The following is a 21,013-nucleotide window of genomic DNA, read 5'->3' as shown; positions in this document are numbered from 1 at the left end:
CTCACTTAGACCGGGCTTAATCCCGCCGTCCACCCCATGGCACACTGCCCGCATGAGCACGCATCCCCTGCACGGTCTCCACTGGTCGGCCCGTTTCAGCGCGCTGCAGCGCCAGCTGGTCGCGCTGGTGCCAGGGCTGATGGTCGGCCTGGGCACATCGGGTCTGGCGGGCGCGCCAGCCAGCACCGCCCTGCTCTGCGGCTGGGTCACGTACTGCGTGGTCTACCTGGCGCTGATCGGGCATCTGGTGCACCGCCTCAATGCCACCGACACGCAACGCCGCGCGCGCTGGGAAGACCCGGGTGCGGCCATGCTGTTCGTGCTGGTCACGCTGGCGGCGGTCGCCAGCCTTGGCGCGGTGACGATGGCGGTGGACGCCGGCCGCCATCTGCAGGGGCTCTCGCGCTTGGCCCACCTGGCGCTTGTGGTGGCCTCGTTGATGGGTGCCTGGCTGTTGATCCAGAGCGTGTTTGGGCTGCACTATGCGCGCCGCTACTACCGCCCGCTGGACCACCACGGCGGCGCGGCCGGCGGCCTGTCGTTCCCCGGCGACGAAGCGCCCGACTACCTGGACTTCTTCTATTTCAGCGCCGTGATCGGCATGACCTCGCAGGTCTCCGATGTCGCGATCCACGACCGTGCGATGCGCCGGCTCGCGCTGTGGCACGGCCTGCTGTCGTTCTTCTTCAATCTCACGGTGCTCGCGCTGGCGGTCAACGTGCTGGCCAGCACGCTGGGCTGATCAGGCCGCCGGCAGCGACAGGCGCACACGCAGGCCGCCCAGCGTGGGCGAGGCATCGAGCCGCAGCGCGGTGCCATGCAGCTGAGCCACCGCCTGCGCGATCGCCAGCCCCAGGCCGCTGCCGGTCGACGGTGCATCGGGCAGGCGCACGAAGCGGTCCAGCACATGGCCGCGCTCGGCCTCGGGAATGCCCGGTCCACTGTCTTCCACCGCCAGGATCGCGCCGCCCGTGGCCGCATCGGCCGACACGCTGACGTCGATGCGGCCACCGTCCGGCGTGTACTTGATCGCGTTCTCGACCAGGTTGCGCAGCAGCAGGCGCAGGGCATCCGCATGGCCGCGAACCTGCGCCGCGTCCAGCCCCGACAAGCCAAGATCCTGCGATCGCATCTGCGCGTCGGCCACCGCCTCCGACACGCCCTGCCGCGCCAGCGCCACCAGATCGAGCGCCACCGGCGGTGCACCTTCGGCCTGCCGCGCCTGCTGGCGCGCCAGCACCAGCAGCTGCTCGATCAGGCGCGTCGCGCGGTCGATGCCACCGTCCAGCCGCTGCAGCGCGCGGTCGCGTGTCTCGCCATCGGGCGCCCGCCGCAGGCCCTGCACCTGCAGCTTGAGCGCCGCCAGCGGCGAGCGCAGCTCGTGCGCCGCATCGGCCACGAAGCGTTGCTGTGCCTCGAAGGCCAGGCCCAGCCGCTTGAGCAGGGCGTTGAACTCGTGCACCAGCGGTTGCAGCTCGTCGGGCAGGTCCTGCTCGGCCACCGGCGCGAGATCGTCGGCGCTGCGCGCGGCCAGCTGCTGGCGCACCCGCGCCACCGGTGCCAGAGAGGACCGCACCAGCCAGCCCACGGCCAGCATCAGCAGCGGGGCCAGCCAGAGCACCGGCGCGGCCGTGCGCAGCGCCAGCTCACCCGCCATGCGGCGGCGCACCGCCATGTCCTGCGCCACCTGGATCACCAGACCGCCGGTCATGACCGAATAGACGCGGTAGGTCGTGCCATGCGCCGCGACATCGGCAAAGCCCAGCACGGCGCGCGGCGGCAGCTCGGGCCGGTCGGCCGAGCGCAGCACCAGCGAGCCGTCGACCGACCAGATCTGCAGCACGAAATCGAAATCCTGCTGTGGCGGTGGCACCGGCAACACCCCGGTGGCCAGCCCCTCGGGCAGGCCCGCGCGCAGTGACTGCGCGGTCTGGCGCATCTGGTAATCGAACAGCGCGTCCGCCTCCGCCCGCGCCGCCCGCCATGCCAGCCCCGCCTGCAGCAAGGCCGTCGCCAGGATCGCCAGCAGCACGAAGACCAGCAACCGGGCGCGCAGCGACTTCATTCCTTCGGCACCATGTAGCCGACACCGCGCACGTTGCGGATGATGTCCGCGCCGAGCTTCTTGCGCAGGCCGTGGATGTAGACCTCGACCGCGTTGGACGTGATCTCGTGCTTCCAGTCGTAGAGTTTTTCTTCCAGCTGGGCACGAGAGAGCACCAGGCCCGGCCGCGCCAGCAGCGGCTCCAGCACCGCCCACTCGCGGCCCGAAAGCACCACCGTCTCACCGTTCACCGAAGCCTCGCGCGTGACCGGGTTGATGCACACGCCCTGGTGTTCGTAGACCGGTTCGGCGCGGCCGGCGGCGCGGCGCAGCAGGGCGCGGATGCGCGCCAGCAGCTCGTCCATCTCGTAGGGCTTGAGCACGTAGTCGTCGGCGCCGGCGTCCAGCCCTTCGACCCGCTGCTTCAGCGCATCGCGCGCGGTGGCGATCAGCACCGGCACGCGGTTGCGGTGCGCGCGCAGCTGGCGCAGCACCGTCAGCCCGTCCATCTTCGGCAGGCCGAGGTCGAGCAGCACCAGGTCATAGTCCTGCGTGCGCAATGCGGTGTCGGCGGCCTCGCCGTCGCGCACCCAGTCGACCGCGTACGACTCCGCACGCAGCAGGTCCAGCACGGACTCGCCGATCATCGTGTCGTCTTCCACCAGCAGCAATCGCACGTCCAGGTCCCCGTCAGCGCGGGTGCCGGACACCCGCCGGCCCATTCTGCCAGTGCAGAGGAGCGCCAGACTTAGGCCCCGCTGAACGCCGGGTTGGTCGGTGGCGGTTATCGTTGCACCCTGCCGCAGCACCCATGAACAAGCCGACCGACCACTCCATCACCGCCCTGCGCGAGCGCCACGGGCCGCGCTACCGATGGCTGCTCCTGCTGTCGGTGATGGTGGGCACGATGGCGTCGGTCATGTCCTCGACGATCGTCAATGTGGCGATCCCGGACATGAGCCACCACTTCGCGCTCGGTCAGGAGCGCGCGCAATGGGCGACCTCGGGTTTCATGGCGGCCATGACGGTGTCCATGCTGACCACGCCCTGGCTGCTGGCGCGCTACGGCTACCGCCACACCTACACCGCCTGCATGTGGCTGCTGATGGCCGGCGGCATCGCGGGCGGCTTTGCGCAGCATTTCCCGCTGGTGCTGGCCGCGCGCGTGGCCGAGGGACTGGCGGCCGGCGTGGTGCAGCCGATCCCGGCCATCATCATCCTGCGCGCCTTCGAGTCCAACGAACAGGGGCGTGCCAGCGGCATTTTCGGCATGGGCGTGGTGCTGGCGCCGGCGCTGGGGCCCAGTATCGGCGGCCTGCTGGTCGACGCTTTCGGCTGGCGCTCGATCTTCTTCATGGTGGTGCCGTTCTGCCTGGCCTCGCTGTGGATGGCGCGGCGCTTCGTGCCGACCTCGGCGCCCGGCGGCGCTGCGGCCAACCCGCAGGGCGCGGCGCTGGACTGGCGCGGCCTGCTGCTGGCCAGCGGCGGCTCGCTGTGCCTGCTCAATGGCCTGGTCGAACTCAAGGGCGGCACGCCGCTGACGGCCGGTGGGCTGCTGCTGGCGGCCGCGCTGGCGCTGGTCGGCTTCGTGGCACTGCAGCGGCGCATGCTGCTGGCGCGGCGGCACCACCCCCACCAGGGCGTGGACCCGCTGATGAACCTGTCGCTGTTCCGCGACCGGCGCTTCGCCATGGGCAGCGTCGTCGCCTTCATCTACGGCATCGCGCTGTTCGGCTCGACCTACCTGCTGCCGGTCTACATGCAGCTGGGCCTGGGCCTCTCGCCGTCCTTCGTCGGCACCATCCTGCTGCCGGCGGGGCTGGTGCTGGCCGTGACCATCGCCTGGGTCGGGCGCCTGTCCGACCGGCAGCCGACGCACCGGCTGGTCAGCCTGGGCCTGCTGCTGCTGGCGACCTCGTTCGCACTGATGCCGACCATCTCCCTCACCGACCGCACCGTCACCGTGACCATGCTGGTCGCATGGGCGATCCTGGGCCGCATCGGGCTGGGCTTCATCCTGCCCTCGCTCAACACCGGCGCCATGCGCGGGCTGGACCGGGCCCACATACCGCAGGGCGCCAGCGTCATCAACTTCCTGCGCATGCTGGGTGGCGCGGCGGGGGTGAGCCTGTGCGGCATCGTGCTGGAGTGGCGGCTGACGGCGCACGGCCTGCAGCTGGTGCCGGGCAACACCGCGCCAGGACACCTCGCGCCGTTCAACGAGACCTTCTTCCTGCTGGCCGCGATCTGCGCGCTGGCGGTGCTCGCGGCCTGGCGGGTGCGCGACGAGCACACGCACTGAGGTTCAGCCCACCCGCTCGAACGGCGCGACCCGGGCGTGCACAAAGTGCAGCTTGCGCACCACCGTCTGCGACAGTTCGAAGGGATAGAAATCCTGCAGGCCCATGCTGCGCGAGAGCTCGTTGAGCACGCCGGTCAGGCGGGTCCAGGCGTTGAGCATGGTGAGAAAGCCCTCGGGGTCGACCGCAGCGGCGGCGCCCTGCAGCACCGCCGTGTCGTACTGGGCCGCGTCGACATCGAAGCGGTCGGGTGACAGGCCGAAACTCACTGCGGTGTCCAGCGTGTCGCGCATGTGCAGGTAGTGGGCCCAGGTCTCGGCCCAGTCTTCCCAGGGGTGCGAACAGGCGTAGCTGGTGATGTGGCTCTGTCGCCAGTCGAACTGCACGCCCTGGTAGTGGCGCTGCAGCGCGGCGCCGTAGTCCTGGCGCTCGTCGCCGAACAGCGCCCGGAAGTCCCACAGGCTCCGGTCGAAGCGCACCAGCCGGTCCCAGTAGTAATGGCCGACCTCGTGGCGGTAGTGCCCCAGCAGGGTCCGGTACGGCTCGTTCATCGAGGTCCGGATGCGCTCGCGGTAGGCATCATCGGCCTCGACCAGGTTGAGCGTGACCACGCCCATCAAGTGGCCGGTCATGACCAGCGGCTGCCCCTGCATCGAGGCCAGGGTGTCGAAGGTCAGGCCGCCGTTGCTGCCGTCGGGGGAGCGCGGCTCGACCGGCAGGCCCAGCCCGATCAGCTGCGACACCAGGCGGCGCCGTGCCAGCTCCACCTTGCGCCAGGGTTCGTGGTTCTGGCTCAGCCGCAGGTCGGGAATGGTCCGGTTCAGGCGGCAGGCGGCGCAGGAACAGGGTGCCTGCGCCGGGCCCAGCTCGGGGAGGTCGACCACCAGCCAGTTGCACAGCGAGGGCGAATCGCTCTGCGCGCAGCGGCGGTAGCGCCGTGCCTCACCGGTAGCGCCGGGGTCGGCGGCGTGCCACAGGCCGGTCTCCGCCTCGGGCTCGATCGCCAGCACCTGCCCCAGCCAGGGGTCAAAGCCCAGTGCACGGCCACACTGCAGGCAGGCGCTGTTGCGGAAGAACACCTGGGCGCCGCAGACGCAGCGGTAGGCACGGGCGGTGCTGGGGTGGTGCAGGAAGGCCGGGGAACGGGAAACGGGCATCGGGAAAACGCGTGACAACAATCGCACGGATGTTGGGCCCAAAACGCCCCCAACCACCAACCGGACCGCGAAAACTTTGGCGAGGTTGTGACAAGATGACACCCATGTGTCAGCTGCTCGCCCTCAACTGCGCCACCCCGACCGACGCGTCCTTCAGTTTCACCGGTTTCTGCCAGCGCGGCGGGGCCACCGACCACCACGCCGACGGCTGGGGCATCGCCTTCTTCGAAGGCCGGGGCCTGCGCCTGTTCATCGACCAGGAAAGCGCGGCCAATTCCCGCATGGCGGAGTTTCTCAAGAGTTACCCGCTCAAGAGCAAGAACATCATCGCCCACGTGCGCAAGGCCACGATCGGCGAGGTATCGCTGGAAAACGCCCACCCGTTCACGCGCGAGCTCTGGGGCCGGCACTGGGTGTTCGCCCACAACGGCGACCTCAAGGACTACTTCCCCAAACTGCATGCGCAGTTCCGCCCGGTGGGCACGACCGACAGCGAGCGCTCGTTCTGCTGGCTGATGCAGGAACTGTCCAAGTCGCATGCCAGCCTGCCCAGCGTCGACGAACTCACGCACACGCTGCGCGAGCTGATCCCGCAGGTCACGCCCTACGGCACCTTCAACTTCCTGCTGTCCAACGGCGACGCGCTCTGGGCGCACTGCAGCACCAAGCTGCACTACGTTGTGCGCCAGTACCCGTTCTCCAAGGCCACGCTGATGGACCAGGACTGGACCGTCAACTTCGCCGAAGTGAACCAGCCGGGCGACCGCGCCGCGGTGATCGTGACCACACCGCTGACCAGCGACGAGCAATGGACGGCGTTCGCTCCGGGGGATCTGAAGGTGTTCGTGGACGGATTGAACGTGGTCTGAGCCACCGGCGGCGGGTGCGGTGTCAGCGCCGCCCGCCGCGCCGCTGCTGGTCGCGCAGCATGTAGAGGTACAGACCTTCCACCTTCTCGCGCGCCCATGGCGTCTTTCGCAGGAAGCGAAGGCTGGAGGTGATGCTGGGGTCGATGTTGAAGCTGCGCACCGGAATGCGCTCACCCAGGCCGTCCCAGCCGTAGTAGTCCACCAGCGCGGTCAGGATCGCCTCCAGCGTCAAGCCGTGCAGCGGATTGCGCGGCTGGGCAGGCGGTGGTGCCGCCGGTGTCTGGTCGTCGCTCAAGACGGCACTTTCAATGCGGCTTCGAGTGCATCCACAAACATTGCCGGCACGTCGAAGCCGGTCTGGTCATGGATCTCCTGGAAACAGGTCGGGCTGGTGACGTTGATCTCGGTGACCTTGTTGCCGATCATGTCCAGCCCCACCAGCAGCAGTCCGCGCGCGGCCAGCACCGGAGCGATGGCTTCGGCCACTGCGCGGTTCTCGTCGGACAGCGGCTGCGCAACGCCCTTGCCACCGGCCGCCAGGTTGCCGCGCACCTCGCCGCCCTGCGGAATGCGTGCCAGCACGAAGGGTGCGACCTTGCCCCCGATCAGCAGCAGGCGCTTGTCGCCCAGCGCGATCTCGGGCAGGTAGCGCTGCACCATCACGCTGGTGGCGCCGCCCTGGTTCAGGGTCTCGATGATGGAGCCCAGGTTCATGCCGTCGGCGCCGACACGGAAGATGCCCATGCCGCCCATGCCGTCCAGCGGCTTGAGGATGATGTCCTTGTGTTCGGCGTGGAAGGCGCGAATGTGTTCGGGCGAGCGCGTCACCAGTGTGGGCGGCGCGAACTGCGCGAACTCCATGAGTGCCAGTTTTTCCGGATGCTCGCGCAGGGCGGACGGCCGGTTGAACACGCGCGCACCTTCACGCTGCGCCTGCTCCAGCAGGTGGGTGCAGTAGAAAAACTCGCTGTCGAACGGCGGGTCCTTGCGCATGACCACGGCGTCGAAATCCCTGAGCGCCTCGACCGTCTCGCCGGTGACGCTGAACCAGTCGTGCGCATCGCCGGTCAGGTGGATGCGGCGCACCGTGGCACTGACCAGACCGCCGCTGCGCCAGACCATGTGCTGGGGCTCGGTGGCGGCGATGGCGTGGCCGCGTTTCTGCAGCTCGCGCATCATGGCGAAAGTGGTGTCCTTGTAGGTCTTGAAGGACGCCAGAGGGTCGGCGACGAAGAGGATGTTCATGGGGCGTTCTTTCGGGACCCGTACTGTTGCACAAACAGCGCGATCGCGCCGGCGACCACGCCCCAGAAGGCCGAGCCGATGCCGGCGATCACCACACCGCTGAGCGTGACCAGGAAGGTGATGAGCGCGGCCTCGCGGTGCTGGTCGTCGCGCAGGGCCATGTGCAGCCCGCCACCGATGGTGCCCAGCAAAGCCAGGCCAGCGATGGCCAGCACCAGCTCTTTCGGGAACGCCAGCAGCAGCCCGGTGACCGCGGCGCCGACCAGGCCGATGGCGATGTAGATCAGGCCGCAGGCCACGGCCGCTGTGTAGCGCTTGTTCTTGTCGGCGTGGGCTTCCTCGCCCATGCAGATGGCGGCGGTGATGGCGCTGAGGTTGAGCGCGTAGCCGCCGAAGGGCGCCAGCACCAGGGTGGCGACGCCGGTCATGGTGATGATCTTCGAGATCGGCATGTCGTAACCCGCCGCACGGATCGCCGCCACGCCCGGCAGATTCTGCGAGGCCATGGTCACGATGAACAGCGGCAGCGCCAGACTGACGAATGCGCTGAAGCTGAACTCGGGCACGGTGAACACCGGCACCGCCCATTGCAACACCAGCGCCCCGGCGTTGAACTGGCCCCGCGCCAACACATAGGCCACCGACGCCAGCAAGGTCAGCGGCACCGCGTAACGCGGCAGCAGGCGCCGGCCGAGCAGGTAGACCAGCAGCATCAGCGCCACCATAGGCAGCGCGGTCTGCGCGGCAGCAAAGGCCTGCAGCCCGAAGCGCGCCAGCACGCCAGCCAGCAGCGCCGATGCGATCGCCATCGGGATGCGGTTCATCAGCCGCTCGAACAGACCGGTCGCACCGGACAGGATGATGAGCACTGCGCAGGCAATGAAGGCACCCACGGCCTGCGCCATGGAGAAGCCGCCCGCCACCCCGGCGGTGGCCAGCACCGCGGCGCCCGGCGTGCTCCAGGCCACCATCACCGGTTTCTTCAGGATCAGCGAGGGAATGGCCGAACACAGGCCCATGCCCAGTCCGAGCGCCCACATCCAGGAGGTGATGAGCTCGGGCGTGGCGCCGAAGGCCTGTGCGGCCTGGAAGACGATGGCGACCGAGCTGGTGAAGCCCACCAGCACCGCCACGAAACCGGCCGTGGCGGCCGAGAGGTTCAGGTCACGAAAAAAAGACATCCGGCGATTGTGCCGGGCGTCAGATTTCCAGTTTCGACCCCAGTTCAATGACTGCGTTGTTCGGCAGGTTCAGGAACTCGGCCGCGGCACCGGCGTTGTGGTGCATCTGCGCGAACAGCTTTTCGCGCCACAGCGCCATGCCATCGCCCAGCGTCGGCACCACGAGGTCGCGCGAGAGGAAGTAGCTCGTGGTCATCGGCTCGAGGTCGCAGCCACGGCCACGCATCGACTCCAGCGCCTTGGGCACATCGGGGTCGTTCTTGAAACCGTAGTGGATCACCACCTCCCAGCAGTCGTGGCCCAGCGGCTCGATCTCCAGCCGCTTGTCCAGACCGATCCAGGGCACTTCGTGGCTGCGCACGGTGACGAACAGGTTCTGCGCGTGCAGCACCTTGTTGTGCTTGAGGTTGTGCAGCAGCGCGTTGGGCACGGTACCGGTCTCGGCGGTGAGGAAGACGGCCGTGCCGTCCACGCGCGCAGGCGGCGCCATGAACACCGCTTCGAGGAAGCTGTCGAGCTCGATCGCCTCGGCGTGTTGCGCCTTGGCCATCAGCGTGCGCCCCTGCTTCCAGGTCATCATCAGCGTGAACACGGCACCGCCGATCACCAGCGGGAACCAGCCGCCGGCGAACAGCTTCAGAAGGTTAGAGGCAAAGAAAGCCAGGTCCACCACGAAGAACCAGCTGGTCGCGGCCAGGCACAGCGCCAGCGGGTACTTCCAGCCATAGCGGATCACATAGAAGGTCAGCACCGTGGTGATCAACATGTCGAGCGTCACGGCAATGCCATAGGCGGCGGCCAGGTTCGACGAAGACTTGAACATCACCACCGCCAGCACGATGGCGGTGAACAGTCCCCAGTTCACGAACGGGATGTAGATCTGACCGGTGTCGTGCACGCTGGTGTGGCGGATGTTCAGACGCGGCAGGTACCCCAGCTGGATCGCCTGCTTGGTCACACTGAAGGCACCGGAGATCAGCGCCTGCGACGCGATCACGGTGGCCATGGTGGCCAGGCCCACCAGTGGCAGCAGGGCCCAGTCGGGCGCCATGTTGAAGAAGGGGTTCTTGACCGCCTCGGGGTCGGCCAGCAGCAGCGCGCCCTGGCCGAAGTAGTTGAGTGTCAGGCAGGGCATGACGATGGAGAACCAGGCCACGCGGATCGGTTTCTTGCCGAAGTGGCCCATGTCGGCGTACAGCGCCTCACCGCCGGTCACGCAAAGCACAACCGCGCCCAGGATGATGAAGGTGATGCCCGGGTTGTTCCAGGTGAACATCCACGCATAGTGCGGGCTGAGCGCCCACAGAATTTCAGGGTGCCCGACGATGTGATAGACGCCCAGCGCGGCGATCGAGGCAAACCAGACCAGGGTGATGGGGCCGAAGAATTTGCCGATGCCACCGGTGCCGCGCTTTTGCACGAAAAACAGCGCGAACAGCACGACCAGGGTCAGCGGCACCACGTACTGCTTGAAGTGGGGCGACACCACTTCCAGACCTTCCACCGCGGACAGCACCGAGATCGCCGGCGTGATGACGCCGTCACCGTAGAACAGCGAGGTACCGAAAATGCCGATCACCAGCAGCCACTTGCGCAGTTCCGGACGGTCCTTCACCGCCTGGGAAGCCAGCGCCAGCATGGCAATCAGGCCACCCTCGCCGTGGTTGTCGGCGCGCAGCACCAGGGTCACGTACTTGATCGAGACGATAACCGTCAGCGTCCAGAAGACGATGGACAGGACACCGTAGATGTTGGCGTGGGTGAAGGGAACGTGGCCGGATCCGAAGATTTCCTTGATGGCATACAGCACCGAAGTACCGATATCGCCATACACCACTCCAATGGCGCCCAGGGTGAGCGCAGCAAGCGACGACTTGTTCGATGACACAAAACCGTCCGACCCGACAGGACCGGACCCGTTGTCTGGAAGCTGACGATTCTGCGCTCGCGCCCCCTATGGCGCCAGTAGGGATTTGGCGCGAAACGAGAAGTCCGGCGCACCATGTTGCGGCGCAACAACTGCCGCCGTGGCGGCGCCAGAGGGCTCAGTCGTACTGTTCGGCGTCCGGATCGGTGGCTTCGAGTTCGTAGGCGGCAGACAACATCGCCAGCCGGCCAATCACGCCGTACATGTAGAACCGGTTGGGCACGCTCGCCCCCGGCTTGGCACCGGGCTGGGGCAACTGGGCACTCTGCTCGAAGGCCAGCGGCACGAAACTCGATCCGGGCACGCTCGGGCTTTCGTCGGTGCCGCGGTCGGCGTGCACCCGGTAGAAGCCGCCCACCACGTAGCGGTCCATCATGTAGACCACCGGCTCGGCCACCGCCGCGTTGATCCGCTCGTTGGTGAGCACACCTTCCTGGATGATCACCTCGCCAATCGCCTGCCCTGCGACTGCCCTGGCGCGCGCCTGGAACCAGTCGGCGTCCAGCTCCTTGGCGTCGCGCACGGTCAGCTGGCCCAGCGCCGGATGGCTGTTGTCGGCCTTGATCACAACGAACGGCTTCTCGTTGATGCCGTATTCCTTGTACTTGCGGCGGATGCGCGCCAGCAGCGCGTCGGTGTTGCTGGCCAGGCAGTCCAGGCCGCTCTTCTCGCCGAAGTTCACTTCGCCGCACTGGTTGAACATCGGCGTGATCAGCCACGGGTCCATGCCCAGCAGCTTGCCGAAGCGCTTGGCCACCTCTTCGTAGGCCTTGAAGTGGTTGCTCTTGCGGCGCACGCCCCAGCCCGCGTGCAGCGGCGGCAGCAGGTACTGTTCGTGCAGGTCTTCGAGAATGCCCGGCGCCCCGGCGCTCAGGTCGTTGTTGAGCAGGATGGTGCAGGGATCGAAGTGCTTGAGTCCCAGGCGCCGCTTGCTGCGGATCAGGGGTTCGAGCGTGACCGTGTTGCCGTCGGGCAGGTCGAAGGTCGTGGGTGCCTTGATGTCGTTGGACAGCGAGCCCAGGCGCACATTCAGGCCGGCCTGATAGAAGACGCGCTGCAATTGCGCGAGGTTGGCCAGATAGAAGGAGTCGGTGCTGTTCTCCGGCACCAGCAGCAGGTTCTTGGCTTCGGGGCAGATCTTCTCGATCGCCGCCATGGCCGCCTGCACCGCCAGCGGCATCATCTCCGGCGTCAGGTGGTTCCAGCCGCCGGGAAACAGGTTGGTGTCGACCGGCGCCAGCTTGAAGCCGGCATTGCGCACGTCGACCGAGCTGTAGAACGGCGGCGTGTGCTCCATCCACTCCAGCCGGAACCAGCGCTCGATCACTGGCGTGGATTCGAGAATCCGCTGTTCCAGTTCGTTGATCGGCCCGGTCAGGGCAGTGACGAGATGGGGAACCATGGGAAGACCTTTAGCGAGGAAGGGGACGGCCAGTCCATTGTAGGGACCGGCCGAAGCAGCCAAAGGTGGGAGATGGGGGCGTCGCCCTGGCTTGCAAGCCCGCTCAGGTGCGGATTTCGCCCTCGCCCAGGACCACGTACTTCAGCGAGGTCAGGCCCTCGACGCCCACCGGGCCGCGGGCGTGGAACTTGTCGGTGGAAATGCCGATTTCGGCGCCCAGACCGTACTCGAAACCGTCTGCGAAGCGGGTGCTCGCATTCACCATGACGCTGGCTGAATCGACCTCGCGGAGGAAACGCTGGGCGTGCACGTGGTCGGTGGTGAGGATGGCGTCGGTGTGGTGGCTGCTGTAGCGGTTGATGTGGGCAATGGCTTCGTCCACCCCGTCCACCAGCTTGACGCTCACGATGGGCGCCAGGTATTCCTCGCTCCAGTCCTGCTCGCTGGCCGCGGCCACGGTCGCACCCGGCACCGCTGCCAGGATCGCCATGGCCTCTGGGCAGCCGCGCATTTCCACGCCCTTGGCGGCGTAGACCGCGCCGATCTTCGGCAGGAACTCGGCCGCCACGCCACGCGCCACCAGCAGGCTTTCGGTCGCGTTGCAGGGGCTGTACTTCTGGGTTTTGGCGTTGTCGGCCACCTTCACCGCCATGGCGACGTCGCAGGGATCGTCCACATAGGTGTGGCAGTTGCCGTCCAGGTGCTTGATGACGGGCACCTTGGCCTCGGCGCTGATGCGCTCGATCAGGCCCTTGCCGCCGCGCGGGATGATGACGTCCACATACTGCGGCATGGTGATGAGCTGGCCCACGGCGGCGCGGTCGGTGGTCGGCACCAGCTGCACCGCGTCGGCAGGCAGGCCGGCAGCCACCAGGGCCTGCTGCACCAGCGCGGCCAGGGCGCGGTTGGAGTCGATGGCCTCGGAACCGCCGCGCAGAATGCAGGCGTTGCCGCTCTTGATCGACAGGCTGGCGGCCTCGATGGTCACGTTCGGGCGGCTCTCGTAGATCATGCCGAACACGCCGATCGGCACGCGCATCTGGCCCACGCGGATGCCGCTGGGCATTTGCTTCATGCCCGAGATCTCGCCGATGATGTCCGGCATCGCAGCCAGCTGCTCGCAGCCCTCGGCGCAGGTCTCCAGCACCTTGGGCGTGAGCTTGAGCCGGTCCACCATCGGCTCGGCCAGGCCGGCGGCGCGTGCGCGCTCCAGATCCTTGGCGTTTTCCACCTGCAGCGGCGCCACGTTCTCGCGCAGCAGGCGGGCCAGCTCGCTCAGGGCCTTGACCTTGGTCGCGGCGCCGGCCTTGGCCATCAGCGCCGAGGCGGCCTTGGCCTGGCTGCCCAGGGTGTTCATCAGTTCGGAAGTGGAGGTCGCGTTCATCCCGCGATTTTCGCAGAGTGCTTACTTCAGCGCACAGGCATTCGCCACCCGCAGGGCCATGCGGTGCAGCGCATCCCACGGATCGGCCGGCCAGTCGGGCTGCTTGAGGCCCTTGACGATGCCGTCCACCGTGTGCGCGTCCTGCAGCCACTGGGCCAGCTGGCCCGGGCGGATCAGTGGCAGCGCACGCTCCATCAGCTTTTCCTTCAAGCCCCAGACGCGGTTCTCGCGCAGCGCCATCGGCAGCGGCCGCCCGGCGTCCATGGCACCGCGCACCCTGTGCAGTGTCCGGATGTCTTCGGCCAGCGCAAAGTGCACCAGCACCGCGGCTTCGCCCTCGGCCTGCAGGCCGTCGAGCATGCGCTGCACGCGCAGCACCTGCCCGCCCAGCACGGCTTCGGCCAGCTTGAAAGGCGTATAGCGCGCCACGTTGAGCACCGCGTTCTCGACCTGCCCCAGGCTCAACTCACCGGCCGGGTACAACAGGCCGAGTTTCTGGATTTCCTGGTGCGCCGCAAGCAGGTTGCCTTCGACGCGGTCGGCGAAGAACTGCAGCGTGCGCTGGCCCTCCTCGCCCGCCGCCACGCGCTGTCCCTGCGCCTGCAGCCGCTGTGCGATCCAGGCCGGCAAAGCTTGCCGTTCGACCGGATCGACGCGCAGGGTCACGCCGAAACCCTCCAGTGCGCCGAACCAGGCGCCCTTCTGCGTCGCCATGTCCAGCCGAGGCAGCAGCACCAGCGTGAGGGTCGAGTCGTTGTCTTTGGCCGCTTCGGCAATCTGCTGCAACACCTGCGAACCGTCCTTGCCCGGCTTGCCGGAAGGAATCTGGATCTCGATCAGCTGCTTGTCCGCAAACAGGCTCATCGAGCCGCCGCTGGCCAGCACTTCGCTCCAGTCATAGTGCGCCCCGGCCACGGTGTGTACCGTGCGCTCGGTGTAACCCTGCGCGCGCGCGGTCGCGCGGATGGCGTCGGCCGCCTCCTGGATCAGCAGGGGCTCGTCGCCATGCAGGGTGTAGAGGGAACGCAGTCCCTTTTGCAGATGCCCGGCCAGTTGCGGGGCGGCAAGCTGCATGGACTCAGAGCGACTTGACGGCGGCCAAGCGGCGCAGCACCTGCTGCACGATGTCGCCGTCCATGTCGCGGAACATCATGGTTTCTTCGGCCGCCTTGGCCAGTGCGGCCGTTTCGCTGAAGCTGATGTCGCGCTCCAGGAGCAGTTCGGTTTCTTCCAGCAGGTACTTGCCCGTCGGCGTGCTCAGGCGGAAACGGAACCGTGCCCGCAGCGTCAGTTCGCGCACTTCACCGGACTCGTTCTGGCCGGAGACCACGCGCTCGTGCTGGTCCACCAGCACGGTGAGCACGACCTGCGGCGCCACGGCCGTACCGGCCGAGCTGTTGGCCACCTGGATGCCCGAGGCCACCAGCGCCTGCTGCAGCGCGCGAGACATTGACGTGTTCTCCTGCCCGGTGACCTGCACCGACTCGAACGCGAACTTTGGCGCCTGGCGCAGGGCAAAACCGCAGCCGGTCAGGCCCAGGGTCAGGCCCGCCATCGCAGCACCGCGCAGAGCAGCCCGACGGGCCGGGGATTTCAGGACAGCAGCAGCCATGGCTTGGGGTCTCGCTCGGTTGATAGGGAACATGCGACGGAATCGAAGTTTTATACCACCACGTTCACCAGACGGCCCGGCACCACCACGACCTTCTTGGGGGTGGCGCCGTTGGCTGCCTTGGCGAAGGCCTCGCTGGCCAGGGCCGCAGCCTCGATGGCAGCCTTGTCGGCGCCAGCCGGCACGGTCACGCTGCCGCGCAGCTTGCCGTTGACCTGCAGCACCAGCTCGATCTCGTCGCGTTGCAGCGCGGCCTCATCGGCCTGGGGCCAGGGCGCGTCCAGCAGATCACCCGCGGCTGCGGCATAGCCGAGACCTGTCCACAGCGCGTGGGCGATGTGCGGCGTGGCCGGGTACAGGCAGCGCAGCAGGATGCCGAACCCTTCCGCCAACGCTGCGTTGTCGCCGTCGCTGCCGTCGCCCTTGAAGTCGTCCAGGGCGTTGAGCATCTTCATCGCGCCCGAGACCACGGTGTTGTATTGCATGCGCTGGTAGTCGTAGTCCACCTGCTTGAGCACGGTGTGCACTTCCAGCCGCAGCGCCTTGGCCGCCTTGGACAGGTTCTGACTCGACACCCCGGCCGCCAGCGCGCCCAGGCCACCGACCGCGCTGAGCTTGTGGCCAAAACCCCAGACACGGCGCAGGAAGCGGTAACTGCCTTCGACCGCCGCATCGTTCCACTCCAGCGTGGCTTCTGGCGGCGCAGTGAACATGGTGTACAGGCGCGCGGTGTCGGCGCCGTACTTCTCGATCAGGTCCTGCGGGTCGACGCCGTTGTTCTTGGACTTGGACATGGTGCCCACGCCCTCGTAGTCGATGGCCGTGCCCACGGGCAGGTCGCCGACCGCCTTGATCAGCTTCGCGCCAACGACCTTGCCGCCCTCGTCCAGCACATGCTCCACGTCCTGCGGCCAGAAATACTCCTTGCCACCCTTGTCGGTGCGGCGCGAGTAGATGTGGTTGAGCACCATGCCCTGCGTGAGCAGCTTGGTGAAGGGCTCGTCCACTTTCACCAGGCCGAGGTCGCGCATGACCTTGGTCCAGAAGCGCGCATACAGCAGGTGCAGGATCGCGTGCTCGATGCCGCCGATGTACTGGTCCATCGGCATCCAGTAGTCCGCGCCGCCGGCCACCATGGCGTCCGGATTCTTCGGATCGCAGTAGCGCATGAAGTACCAGGACGAATCCACGAAGGTGTCCATGGTGTCGGTCTCGCGCCGCGCGGGCTTGCCGCAGCAGGGGCAGTCGACCTTCAGGAAGGCCTCGCACTTGTTGAGCGGGTTGCCGCTGCCGTCCGGCACCAGGTCCTCGGGCAGGCGCACCGGCAGGTCCTTCTCGGGCACCGGCACCGGGCCGCAGGACTCGCAGTGGATGATGGGGATCGGCGTGCCCCAGTAGCGCTGGCGGCTGATGCCCCAGTCGCGCAGGCGGAAGGTGGTCTTCTTCTCGCCCAGGCCCTTGTCGGCCAGCAACGCGGCAACCTTGTCGACCGCCGCCTTCTGGTTCAGACCGTCCAGCACACCCGAGTTCACGCACACACACTTGAGCTTGTCGCCGTACCACTCGGCCCAGGCGTCGGTGGAGAAGGTCTCGCCTTCGACGGCCACGACCTGTTTGATCGGCAGCTGGTACTTCAGCGCGAACGCAAAGTCGCGCTCGTCGTGCGCCGGCACGCCCATCACGGCGCCGTCACCGTAACTCATGAGCACGTAGTTGCCGACCCATACCTCGACCTGCGCGCCGGTCAGCGGGTGGGTGACGAACAGGCCGGTGGCCATGCCCTTCTTTTCCTGCGTGGCCAGCTCGGCTTCGGTGGTGCCGCCGGTCTTGCACTCTTCGATGAAGGCGGCCAGCCCGGGGTTGGACGCGGCGGCGTGTTGTGCCAGCGGGTGCTCGGCCGCCACGGCGCAGAAGGTCACGCCCATGATGGTGTCGGCGCGCGTGGTGAACACGTACATCTTGCCGTCGCCGATCAGCGACCCGTCGGCCGCTTTGATGTCGTGCGTGAAGGCGAAGCGCACGCCTTCGCTCTTGCCGATCCAGTTTTCCTGCATCAGGCGGACCTTGTCGGGCCAGCCGTTGAGCGTGGCCTTCTCATTGCCCAGCTGTACGTGCGTGAGCAGTTCGTCGGCATACGACGTGATGTTCAGGTAGTAGCCCGGGATCTCGCGCTTCTCGACCAGGGCTCCGGTACGCCAGCCACGGCCGTCGATCACCTGCTCGTTGGCCAGCACGGTCTGGTCCACCGGGTCCCAGTTGACAATCTGGGTCTTGCGGTAGGCGATGCCCTTGTCCAGCATCTTCAGGAACAGCCACTGGTTCCACCGGTAGTACTCGGGCGAGCAGGTGGCGACTTCGCGCGACCAGTCGATGGCCAGCCCCATCGCCTGCATCTGCTTCTTCATGTAGGCGATGTTTTCGTAGGTCCACTTCGCAGGCGGCACCCCGTTCTTGAGCGCCGCGTTCTCGGCCGGCAGGCCGAAGGCGTCCCAGCCCATGGGCATCAGCACGTTGTGACCGTTCATGCGCAGGTAGCGCGTGAGCATGTCGTTGATCGTGTAGTTGCGCACGTGGCCCATGTGCAGCTTGCCGCTGGGGTAAGGCAGCATGGAGCAGGCGTAGAACTTCTTCTTGCTCTGGTCTTCGGTGACGCGGTAGGCGTCGGTGGCGGTCCAGTGGGCGTGCGCGGCGCGCTCGACGTCCTGGTGGGCGTATTTGTCTTGCATGGAACTGGGGGCCGGAGAAGACCGGCGTTCGGGAGGGGGCAGCAGGCTGCAACGCCCCAGATTTTAGGGCTTGCGCCCGATGGATCAGCGACCGGGCGCAGGTGCGTTGGGCGCGCCGGTCGCAGGATCGGCCACGAAGCCAATGCGCGAAAGCCCGACCGCCTGCGCCTGGCCGATCAGTTGCAGCATGCGCCCATAGGGCACGGCCGTGTCGGCGCGCAGCTGCAGCTCGGTTTCCGGATCGCGGCGAGCGGTCTGCTCCAGCCGCTGCTTGAGCGTGGCGGCATCGATGGGCTGCTCGTCCCAGAACACCTGCCCCTGGGCATCGACACTGATCGAGACGAAGGCTGCAGGCTCCTCGGCCTTGGTGACCGCTTCTTCGGCCTTGGGCAGCTCCAGCTCCAGGCGGCTGGACATTAGCGGCGCGGTGATGATGAAGATGACCAGCAGCACCAGCATCACGTCGACCAGCGGCGTGACGTTGATGTCGCTCATCGGCTCGTGGCGGGCCGGTTTCTCCAGCCGGCCGAAACTCATTTGGAGCCCCCGGCGTGCAGCAGCAGCTCGCGCAGATCGCGCGCAAAACCTTCCAGGTCGGCCTCGATGCGCGAAATCTGGCGACCCAGCACGTTGTAGGCCAGCACGGCGGGGATCGCGACGGCCAGGCCGGCCGCGGTCATCACCAGCGCCTCGCCGACTGGGCCGGACACCTGCTCGATGCGGAACTTGCCGTCAATGCCGATTTCGGTCAGCGCGTGGTAGATGCCCCAGACCGTGCCCAGCAGACCCACGAAGGGCGCCGTCGAGCCGACCGTGGCCAGGAGCACCTGGCCGTACTGCAGACGGTGCAGCACCGCGTGCAGGGCATCCCGCAGCACACGGGTCAGCTGCTGCGAACGGTCCCCGGCGGCGGCCAGGGTCTGCGGCGCGGCCTGCTCGATGGTGCGCGCAGCGTCCAGCAGCGGCAGCACCAGCCCACGCGCATCGAAGGTCTTGAGGCGCTGCTGCGCCTCGTCGAGGTTGCCGGCCTGCCAGAACGCCGCGGTCGAGGTGTGCACGTCAGCCACGGCCCGGCGCAGCAACCAGCCCTTCCACAGAATCACGACCCAGCTCGCGACGGACATCGCCAGCAACAGCACCGCCACGCTGCGGCTGATCGCATCGCCCTGCCAGATGGTTTGCCAGACACCGCCCATGTGTTGAATCCCCTGATGAACCGATGGGCCGCTCAGCGCAGGCCGAGCACGTCGAACATGTCGTACAGGCCGCTGGACTTGCCCGCCAGGAAGCGCACCGCACGCAGGCTGCCCTGCGCGTAGGTGGCGCGGCTGCTGGACTTGTGCGTGATCTCGATGCGCTCGCCGGTCCCGGCGAACAGCACCGTGTGGTCGCCCACGATGTCACCGCCGCGCACGGTGGCGAAACCGATGCTCGACGGGTCGCGTTCGCCGGTCACGCCTTCGCGGGCGTAGACGGCGCAGTCCTTGAGGTCCCGACCCAACGCCGTGGCCACCACCTCGCCCATCTTGAGCGCGGTGCCGCTGGGCGCATCGACCTTGTGGCGGTGGTGCGCCTCGATGATTTCGATGTCGTAGCCGGTGGACAGGGCCTTGGCCGCCATCTCCAGCAGCTTGAGCGTGACGTTCACGCCGACGCTCATATTGGGCGCCATCATGATGGCGATCGACTTCGAGGCCTCGGCGATCTCGGTCTTCTGGGCCTCGCTGAAACCAGTGGTGCCGATGACCAGATTGACCTTGTGGGCCATGCAGCCCCGCAGGTGCTCCATCGTGCCTTCGGGGCGCGTGAAATCGATCAGCACCTGGCTACCAGAGAGTCCTGCCGACAGGTCGGCCGTGATCTTCGCGCCAGTGTTGCGACCGGCGAAAGCGCCGGCGTCGAGACCGACGGCGGGGCTGGACGCGATGTCCAGCGCACCCGACAGCACGCAATCGCCGCTGCCTTGCACTGCCTCGACCAGCATCTGGCCCATGCGGCCACTGGCACCGGCGACACACACACGGTGCGGGTTTGTGACCGCAGCATTCATCGGGCGGCCCCCGGGGCTTCCAGGGGCGGATAACTCGTGGCCGGCGCTGCGGGTGCCGAGGGAGCCTGGGCGGCGTTGGCGTTGCGGGCCTGGAAATTCTTCAGCTGTTCTTCGGTGGCTTCCAGCGGCGGGGCCTTGTCGAGCTTGCGGCGCGAGTCCAGCGACGACACGAAGTCCGCTTCACTGGGCAGTTCGTCGGCCTCGATGCGGTCCAGCACATCACCCTTGAAGAACACCGTCAGGCGGCGCTGCTGTGCAGGCTGCCCCTGGCGCTGGAGGGTGAACACATAGTCCCAGCGGTCGCCGTGGAACACGCTGGTCAGCAGCGGCGAACCGAGCACCGCCCTGACCTGGTCGCGCGCCTGCCCTGGCTGCAGGGTCTGGGCCTGCTCGCGGGTGACCACATTGCCCTGGAGAATGTCGATCTTGTAGGGCGTGACCACGCTGCCGACGCTGGAGCATGCTGCCAGCATCACACATGCGGCCACCATCGGCCAGGTCGCAGGAGAGAAGAAGAATGGACGCATGTCAGCCAATGTGAAAAGGCGCGTCCGACCGCAGGACCCGACGGGGTTTGTCTGCCGCCGAAGCGCGCTGACGATATGATCCGGCCATTGTAGCCCCGGGGGGTGGTTCGACGCCTTCCGCAAACCTGCCGCCCGCCGCCGCCATCCGCCATGTCCAACATCGATGAAATCAAGAGCACCGGCCTGAAGGCCACGCTGCCGCGGCTGAAGATTCTCGAAGTTTTCCAGAACGCGAAGCGGCGTCACATGACGGCCGAAGATGTCTACCGCGTGCTGCTCGACGACCACTCCGACATCGGCCTGGCCACGGTCTACCGCGTGCTGATGCAGTTCGAGCAGGCCGGCCTGCTCTCGCGCAGCAATTTCGAGTCGGGCAAGGCGGTCTACGAACTCAACGAAGGCCAGCACCACGACCATCTGGTCTGTCTCGACTGCGGCCGCGTCGAGGAGTTCTTCGACCCTGAAATCGAAAAGCGCCAGCAGCAGATCGCCAAGGCCCGCGGCTTCGTGTTGCAGGAACACGCACTCTCGCTTTACGCCACCTGCAGCAAGACCGACTGCCCGCACCGCAGCAAGGGCTGAGCTCGCC

General features: G+C 67.4%; 20 protein-coding genes. 4 read left to right on the top strand and 16 right to left on the bottom strand.

Annotated features, from left to right (window positions below; genetic code table 11):
* Nucleotides 1–52: 52 nt before the first annotated feature.
* Nucleotides 53–742: a DUF1345 domain-containing protein gene (locus ACLIJ1_RS22720; protein ID WP_411367846.1), complete on the top strand. Its 690-nt coding sequence runs from the start codon at nucleotides 53–55 to the stop codon at nucleotides 740–742.
* Here ACLIJ1_RS22720 and ACLIJ1_RS22715 read toward each other — a convergent pair whose 3' ends face one another.
* Entirely contained in the window at nucleotides 743–2,065 is a 1,323-nt protein-coding gene (locus ACLIJ1_RS22715; RefSeq protein ID WP_411367845.1) for an ATP-binding protein, read from the bottom strand.
* Nucleotides 2,062–2,721, bottom strand: a complete 660-nt coding sequence (locus ACLIJ1_RS22710; RefSeq protein WP_411367909.1) for a response regulator transcription factor — start codon at nucleotides 2,719–2,721, stop codon at nucleotides 2,062–2,064. Before ACLIJ1_RS22710 ends, ACLIJ1_RS22715 begins: the two co-directional genes overlap by 4 nt.
* A 134-nt stretch (nucleotides 2,722–2,855) precedes the next feature.
* On the opposite strand from ACLIJ1_RS22710, the gene ACLIJ1_RS22705 reads away from it, so the two are divergent.
* The gene (locus ACLIJ1_RS22705) at nucleotides 2,856–4,346 is read left to right on the top strand and encodes an MFS transporter (RefSeq protein ID WP_411367844.1); all 1,491 of its coding nucleotides are present in this window, start codon (nucleotides 2,856–2,858) and stop codon (nucleotides 4,344–4,346) included.
* A 3-nt stretch (nucleotides 4,347–4,349) separates the two neighbouring features.
* On the opposite strand, the gene ACLIJ1_RS22700 is transcribed toward ACLIJ1_RS22705, so the two are convergent.
* Complete coding sequence (locus ACLIJ1_RS22700) at nucleotides 4,350–5,501, bottom strand: putative zinc-binding metallopeptidase (protein WP_411367843.1); 1,152 nt, start codon at nucleotides 5,499–5,501, stop codon at nucleotides 4,350–4,352.
* Between the two features lie 104 nt (nucleotides 5,502–5,605).
* Between ACLIJ1_RS22700 and ACLIJ1_RS22695 the strand changes: the two genes are divergently transcribed.
* Nucleotides 5,606–6,370, top strand: a complete 765-nt coding sequence (locus ACLIJ1_RS22695) for a class II glutamine amidotransferase (RefSeq protein WP_411367842.1) — start codon at nucleotides 5,606–5,608, stop codon at nucleotides 6,368–6,370.
* Nucleotides 6,371–6,392: 22 nt separating this feature from the next.
* Here ACLIJ1_RS22695 and ACLIJ1_RS22690 read toward each other — a convergent pair whose 3' ends face one another.
* From ACLIJ1_RS22690 to ACLIJ1_RS22630, 13 genes are all read right to left on the bottom strand, one after another.
* Complete coding sequence (locus ACLIJ1_RS22690; protein ID WP_411367841.1) at nucleotides 6,393–6,665, bottom strand: VF530 family DNA-binding protein; 273 nt, start codon at nucleotides 6,663–6,665, stop codon at nucleotides 6,393–6,395.
* Nucleotides 6,662–7,615 carry a glutathione synthase gene (gene gshB, locus ACLIJ1_RS22685; protein ID WP_411367840.1) on the bottom strand — a complete coding sequence of 318 codons (954 nt, stop codon included), beginning with the start codon at nucleotides 7,613–7,615 and terminating at the stop codon, nucleotides 6,662–6,664. The genes ACLIJ1_RS22690 and gshB overlap by 4 nt, the downstream gene beginning before the upstream one ends.
* Nucleotides 7,612–8,796 (bottom strand): benzoate/H(+) symporter BenE family transporter, encoded by a 1,185-nt coding sequence (locus ACLIJ1_RS22680; RefSeq protein ID WP_411367839.1) that lies wholly within the window; start codon nucleotides 8,794–8,796, stop codon nucleotides 7,612–7,614. Before ACLIJ1_RS22680 ends, gshB begins: the two co-directional genes overlap by 4 nt.
* A gap of 19 nt (nucleotides 8,797–8,815) precedes the next feature.
* On the bottom strand, nucleotides 8,816–10,684 hold the full coding sequence (locus tag ACLIJ1_RS22675) for a potassium transporter Kup (RefSeq protein ID WP_411367838.1): 1,869 nt from the start codon (nucleotides 10,682–10,684) through the stop codon (nucleotides 8,816–8,818).
* 157 nt (nucleotides 10,685–10,841) lie between these two features.
* A complete protein-coding gene (gene gshA / locus ACLIJ1_RS22670; RefSeq protein ID WP_411367837.1) occupies nucleotides 10,842–12,125 on the bottom strand; it encodes a glutamate--cysteine ligase in 1,284 nt (427 codons plus the stop codon).
* 103 nt (nucleotides 12,126–12,228) lie between these two features.
* On the bottom strand, nucleotides 12,229–13,509 hold the full coding sequence (locus ACLIJ1_RS22665) for a glutamate-5-semialdehyde dehydrogenase (RefSeq protein ID WP_411367836.1): 1,281 nt from the start codon (nucleotides 13,507–13,509) through the stop codon (nucleotides 12,229–12,231).
* A gap of 21 nt (nucleotides 13,510–13,530) precedes the next feature.
* On the bottom strand, nucleotides 13,531–14,583 hold the full coding sequence (holA, locus tag ACLIJ1_RS22660; RefSeq protein WP_411367835.1) for a DNA polymerase III subunit delta: 1,053 nt from the start codon (nucleotides 14,581–14,583) through the stop codon (nucleotides 13,531–13,533).
* Between the two features lie 4 nt (nucleotides 14,584–14,587).
* Nucleotides 14,588–15,121 carry an LPS assembly lipoprotein LptE gene (lptE, locus tag ACLIJ1_RS22655; protein WP_411367834.1) on the bottom strand — a complete coding sequence of 178 codons (534 nt, stop codon included), beginning with the start codon at nucleotides 15,119–15,121 and terminating at the stop codon, nucleotides 14,588–14,590.
* A gap of 50 nt (nucleotides 15,122–15,171) precedes the next feature.
* Nucleotides 15,172–17,847 carry a leucine--tRNA ligase gene (gene leuS, locus ACLIJ1_RS22650; RefSeq protein WP_411367833.1) on the bottom strand — a complete coding sequence of 892 codons (2,676 nt, stop codon included), beginning with the start codon at nucleotides 17,845–17,847 and terminating at the stop codon, nucleotides 15,172–15,174.
* 84 nt (nucleotides 17,848–17,931) lie between these two features.
* Nucleotides 17,932–18,384, bottom strand: coding sequence for an ExbD/TolR family protein (locus ACLIJ1_RS22645; protein WP_411367832.1), 453 nt, complete (start codon nucleotides 18,382–18,384; stop codon nucleotides 17,932–17,934).
* Nucleotides 18,381–19,043 carry a MotA/TolQ/ExbB proton channel family protein gene (locus ACLIJ1_RS22640; protein ID WP_411367831.1) on the bottom strand — a complete coding sequence of 221 codons (663 nt, stop codon included), beginning with the start codon at nucleotides 19,041–19,043 and terminating at the stop codon, nucleotides 18,381–18,383. The genes ACLIJ1_RS22645 and ACLIJ1_RS22640 overlap by 4 nt, the downstream gene beginning before the upstream one ends.
* 32 nt (nucleotides 19,044–19,075) lie before the next feature.
* Nucleotides 19,076–19,897: a 4-hydroxy-tetrahydrodipicolinate reductase gene (gene dapB / locus ACLIJ1_RS22635; protein WP_411367830.1), complete on the bottom strand. Its 822-nt coding sequence runs from the start codon at nucleotides 19,895–19,897 to the stop codon at nucleotides 19,076–19,078.
* Complete coding sequence (locus ACLIJ1_RS22630; RefSeq protein ID WP_411367829.1) at nucleotides 19,894–20,424, bottom strand: outer membrane protein assembly factor BamE; 531 nt, start codon at nucleotides 20,422–20,424, stop codon at nucleotides 19,894–19,896. Before ACLIJ1_RS22630 ends, dapB begins: the two co-directional genes overlap by 4 nt.
* 150 nt (nucleotides 20,425–20,574) lie before the next feature.
* Between ACLIJ1_RS22630 and fur the strand changes: the two genes are divergently transcribed.
* The gene (gene fur, locus ACLIJ1_RS22625) at nucleotides 20,575–21,006 is read left to right on the top strand and encodes a ferric iron uptake transcriptional regulator (protein ID WP_411367828.1); all 432 of its coding nucleotides are present in this window, start codon (nucleotides 20,575–20,577) and stop codon (nucleotides 21,004–21,006) included.
* Nucleotides 21,007–21,013: the final 7 nt, after the last annotated feature.

It is taken from the genome of Hydrogenophaga sp. RWCD_12, assembly GCF_046604225.1.
GTDB lineage: Bacteria > Pseudomonadota > Gammaproteobacteria > Burkholderiales > Burkholderiaceae_C > Hydrogenophaga.
This window is presented reverse-complemented; position numbering and strand designations above follow the sequence as displayed.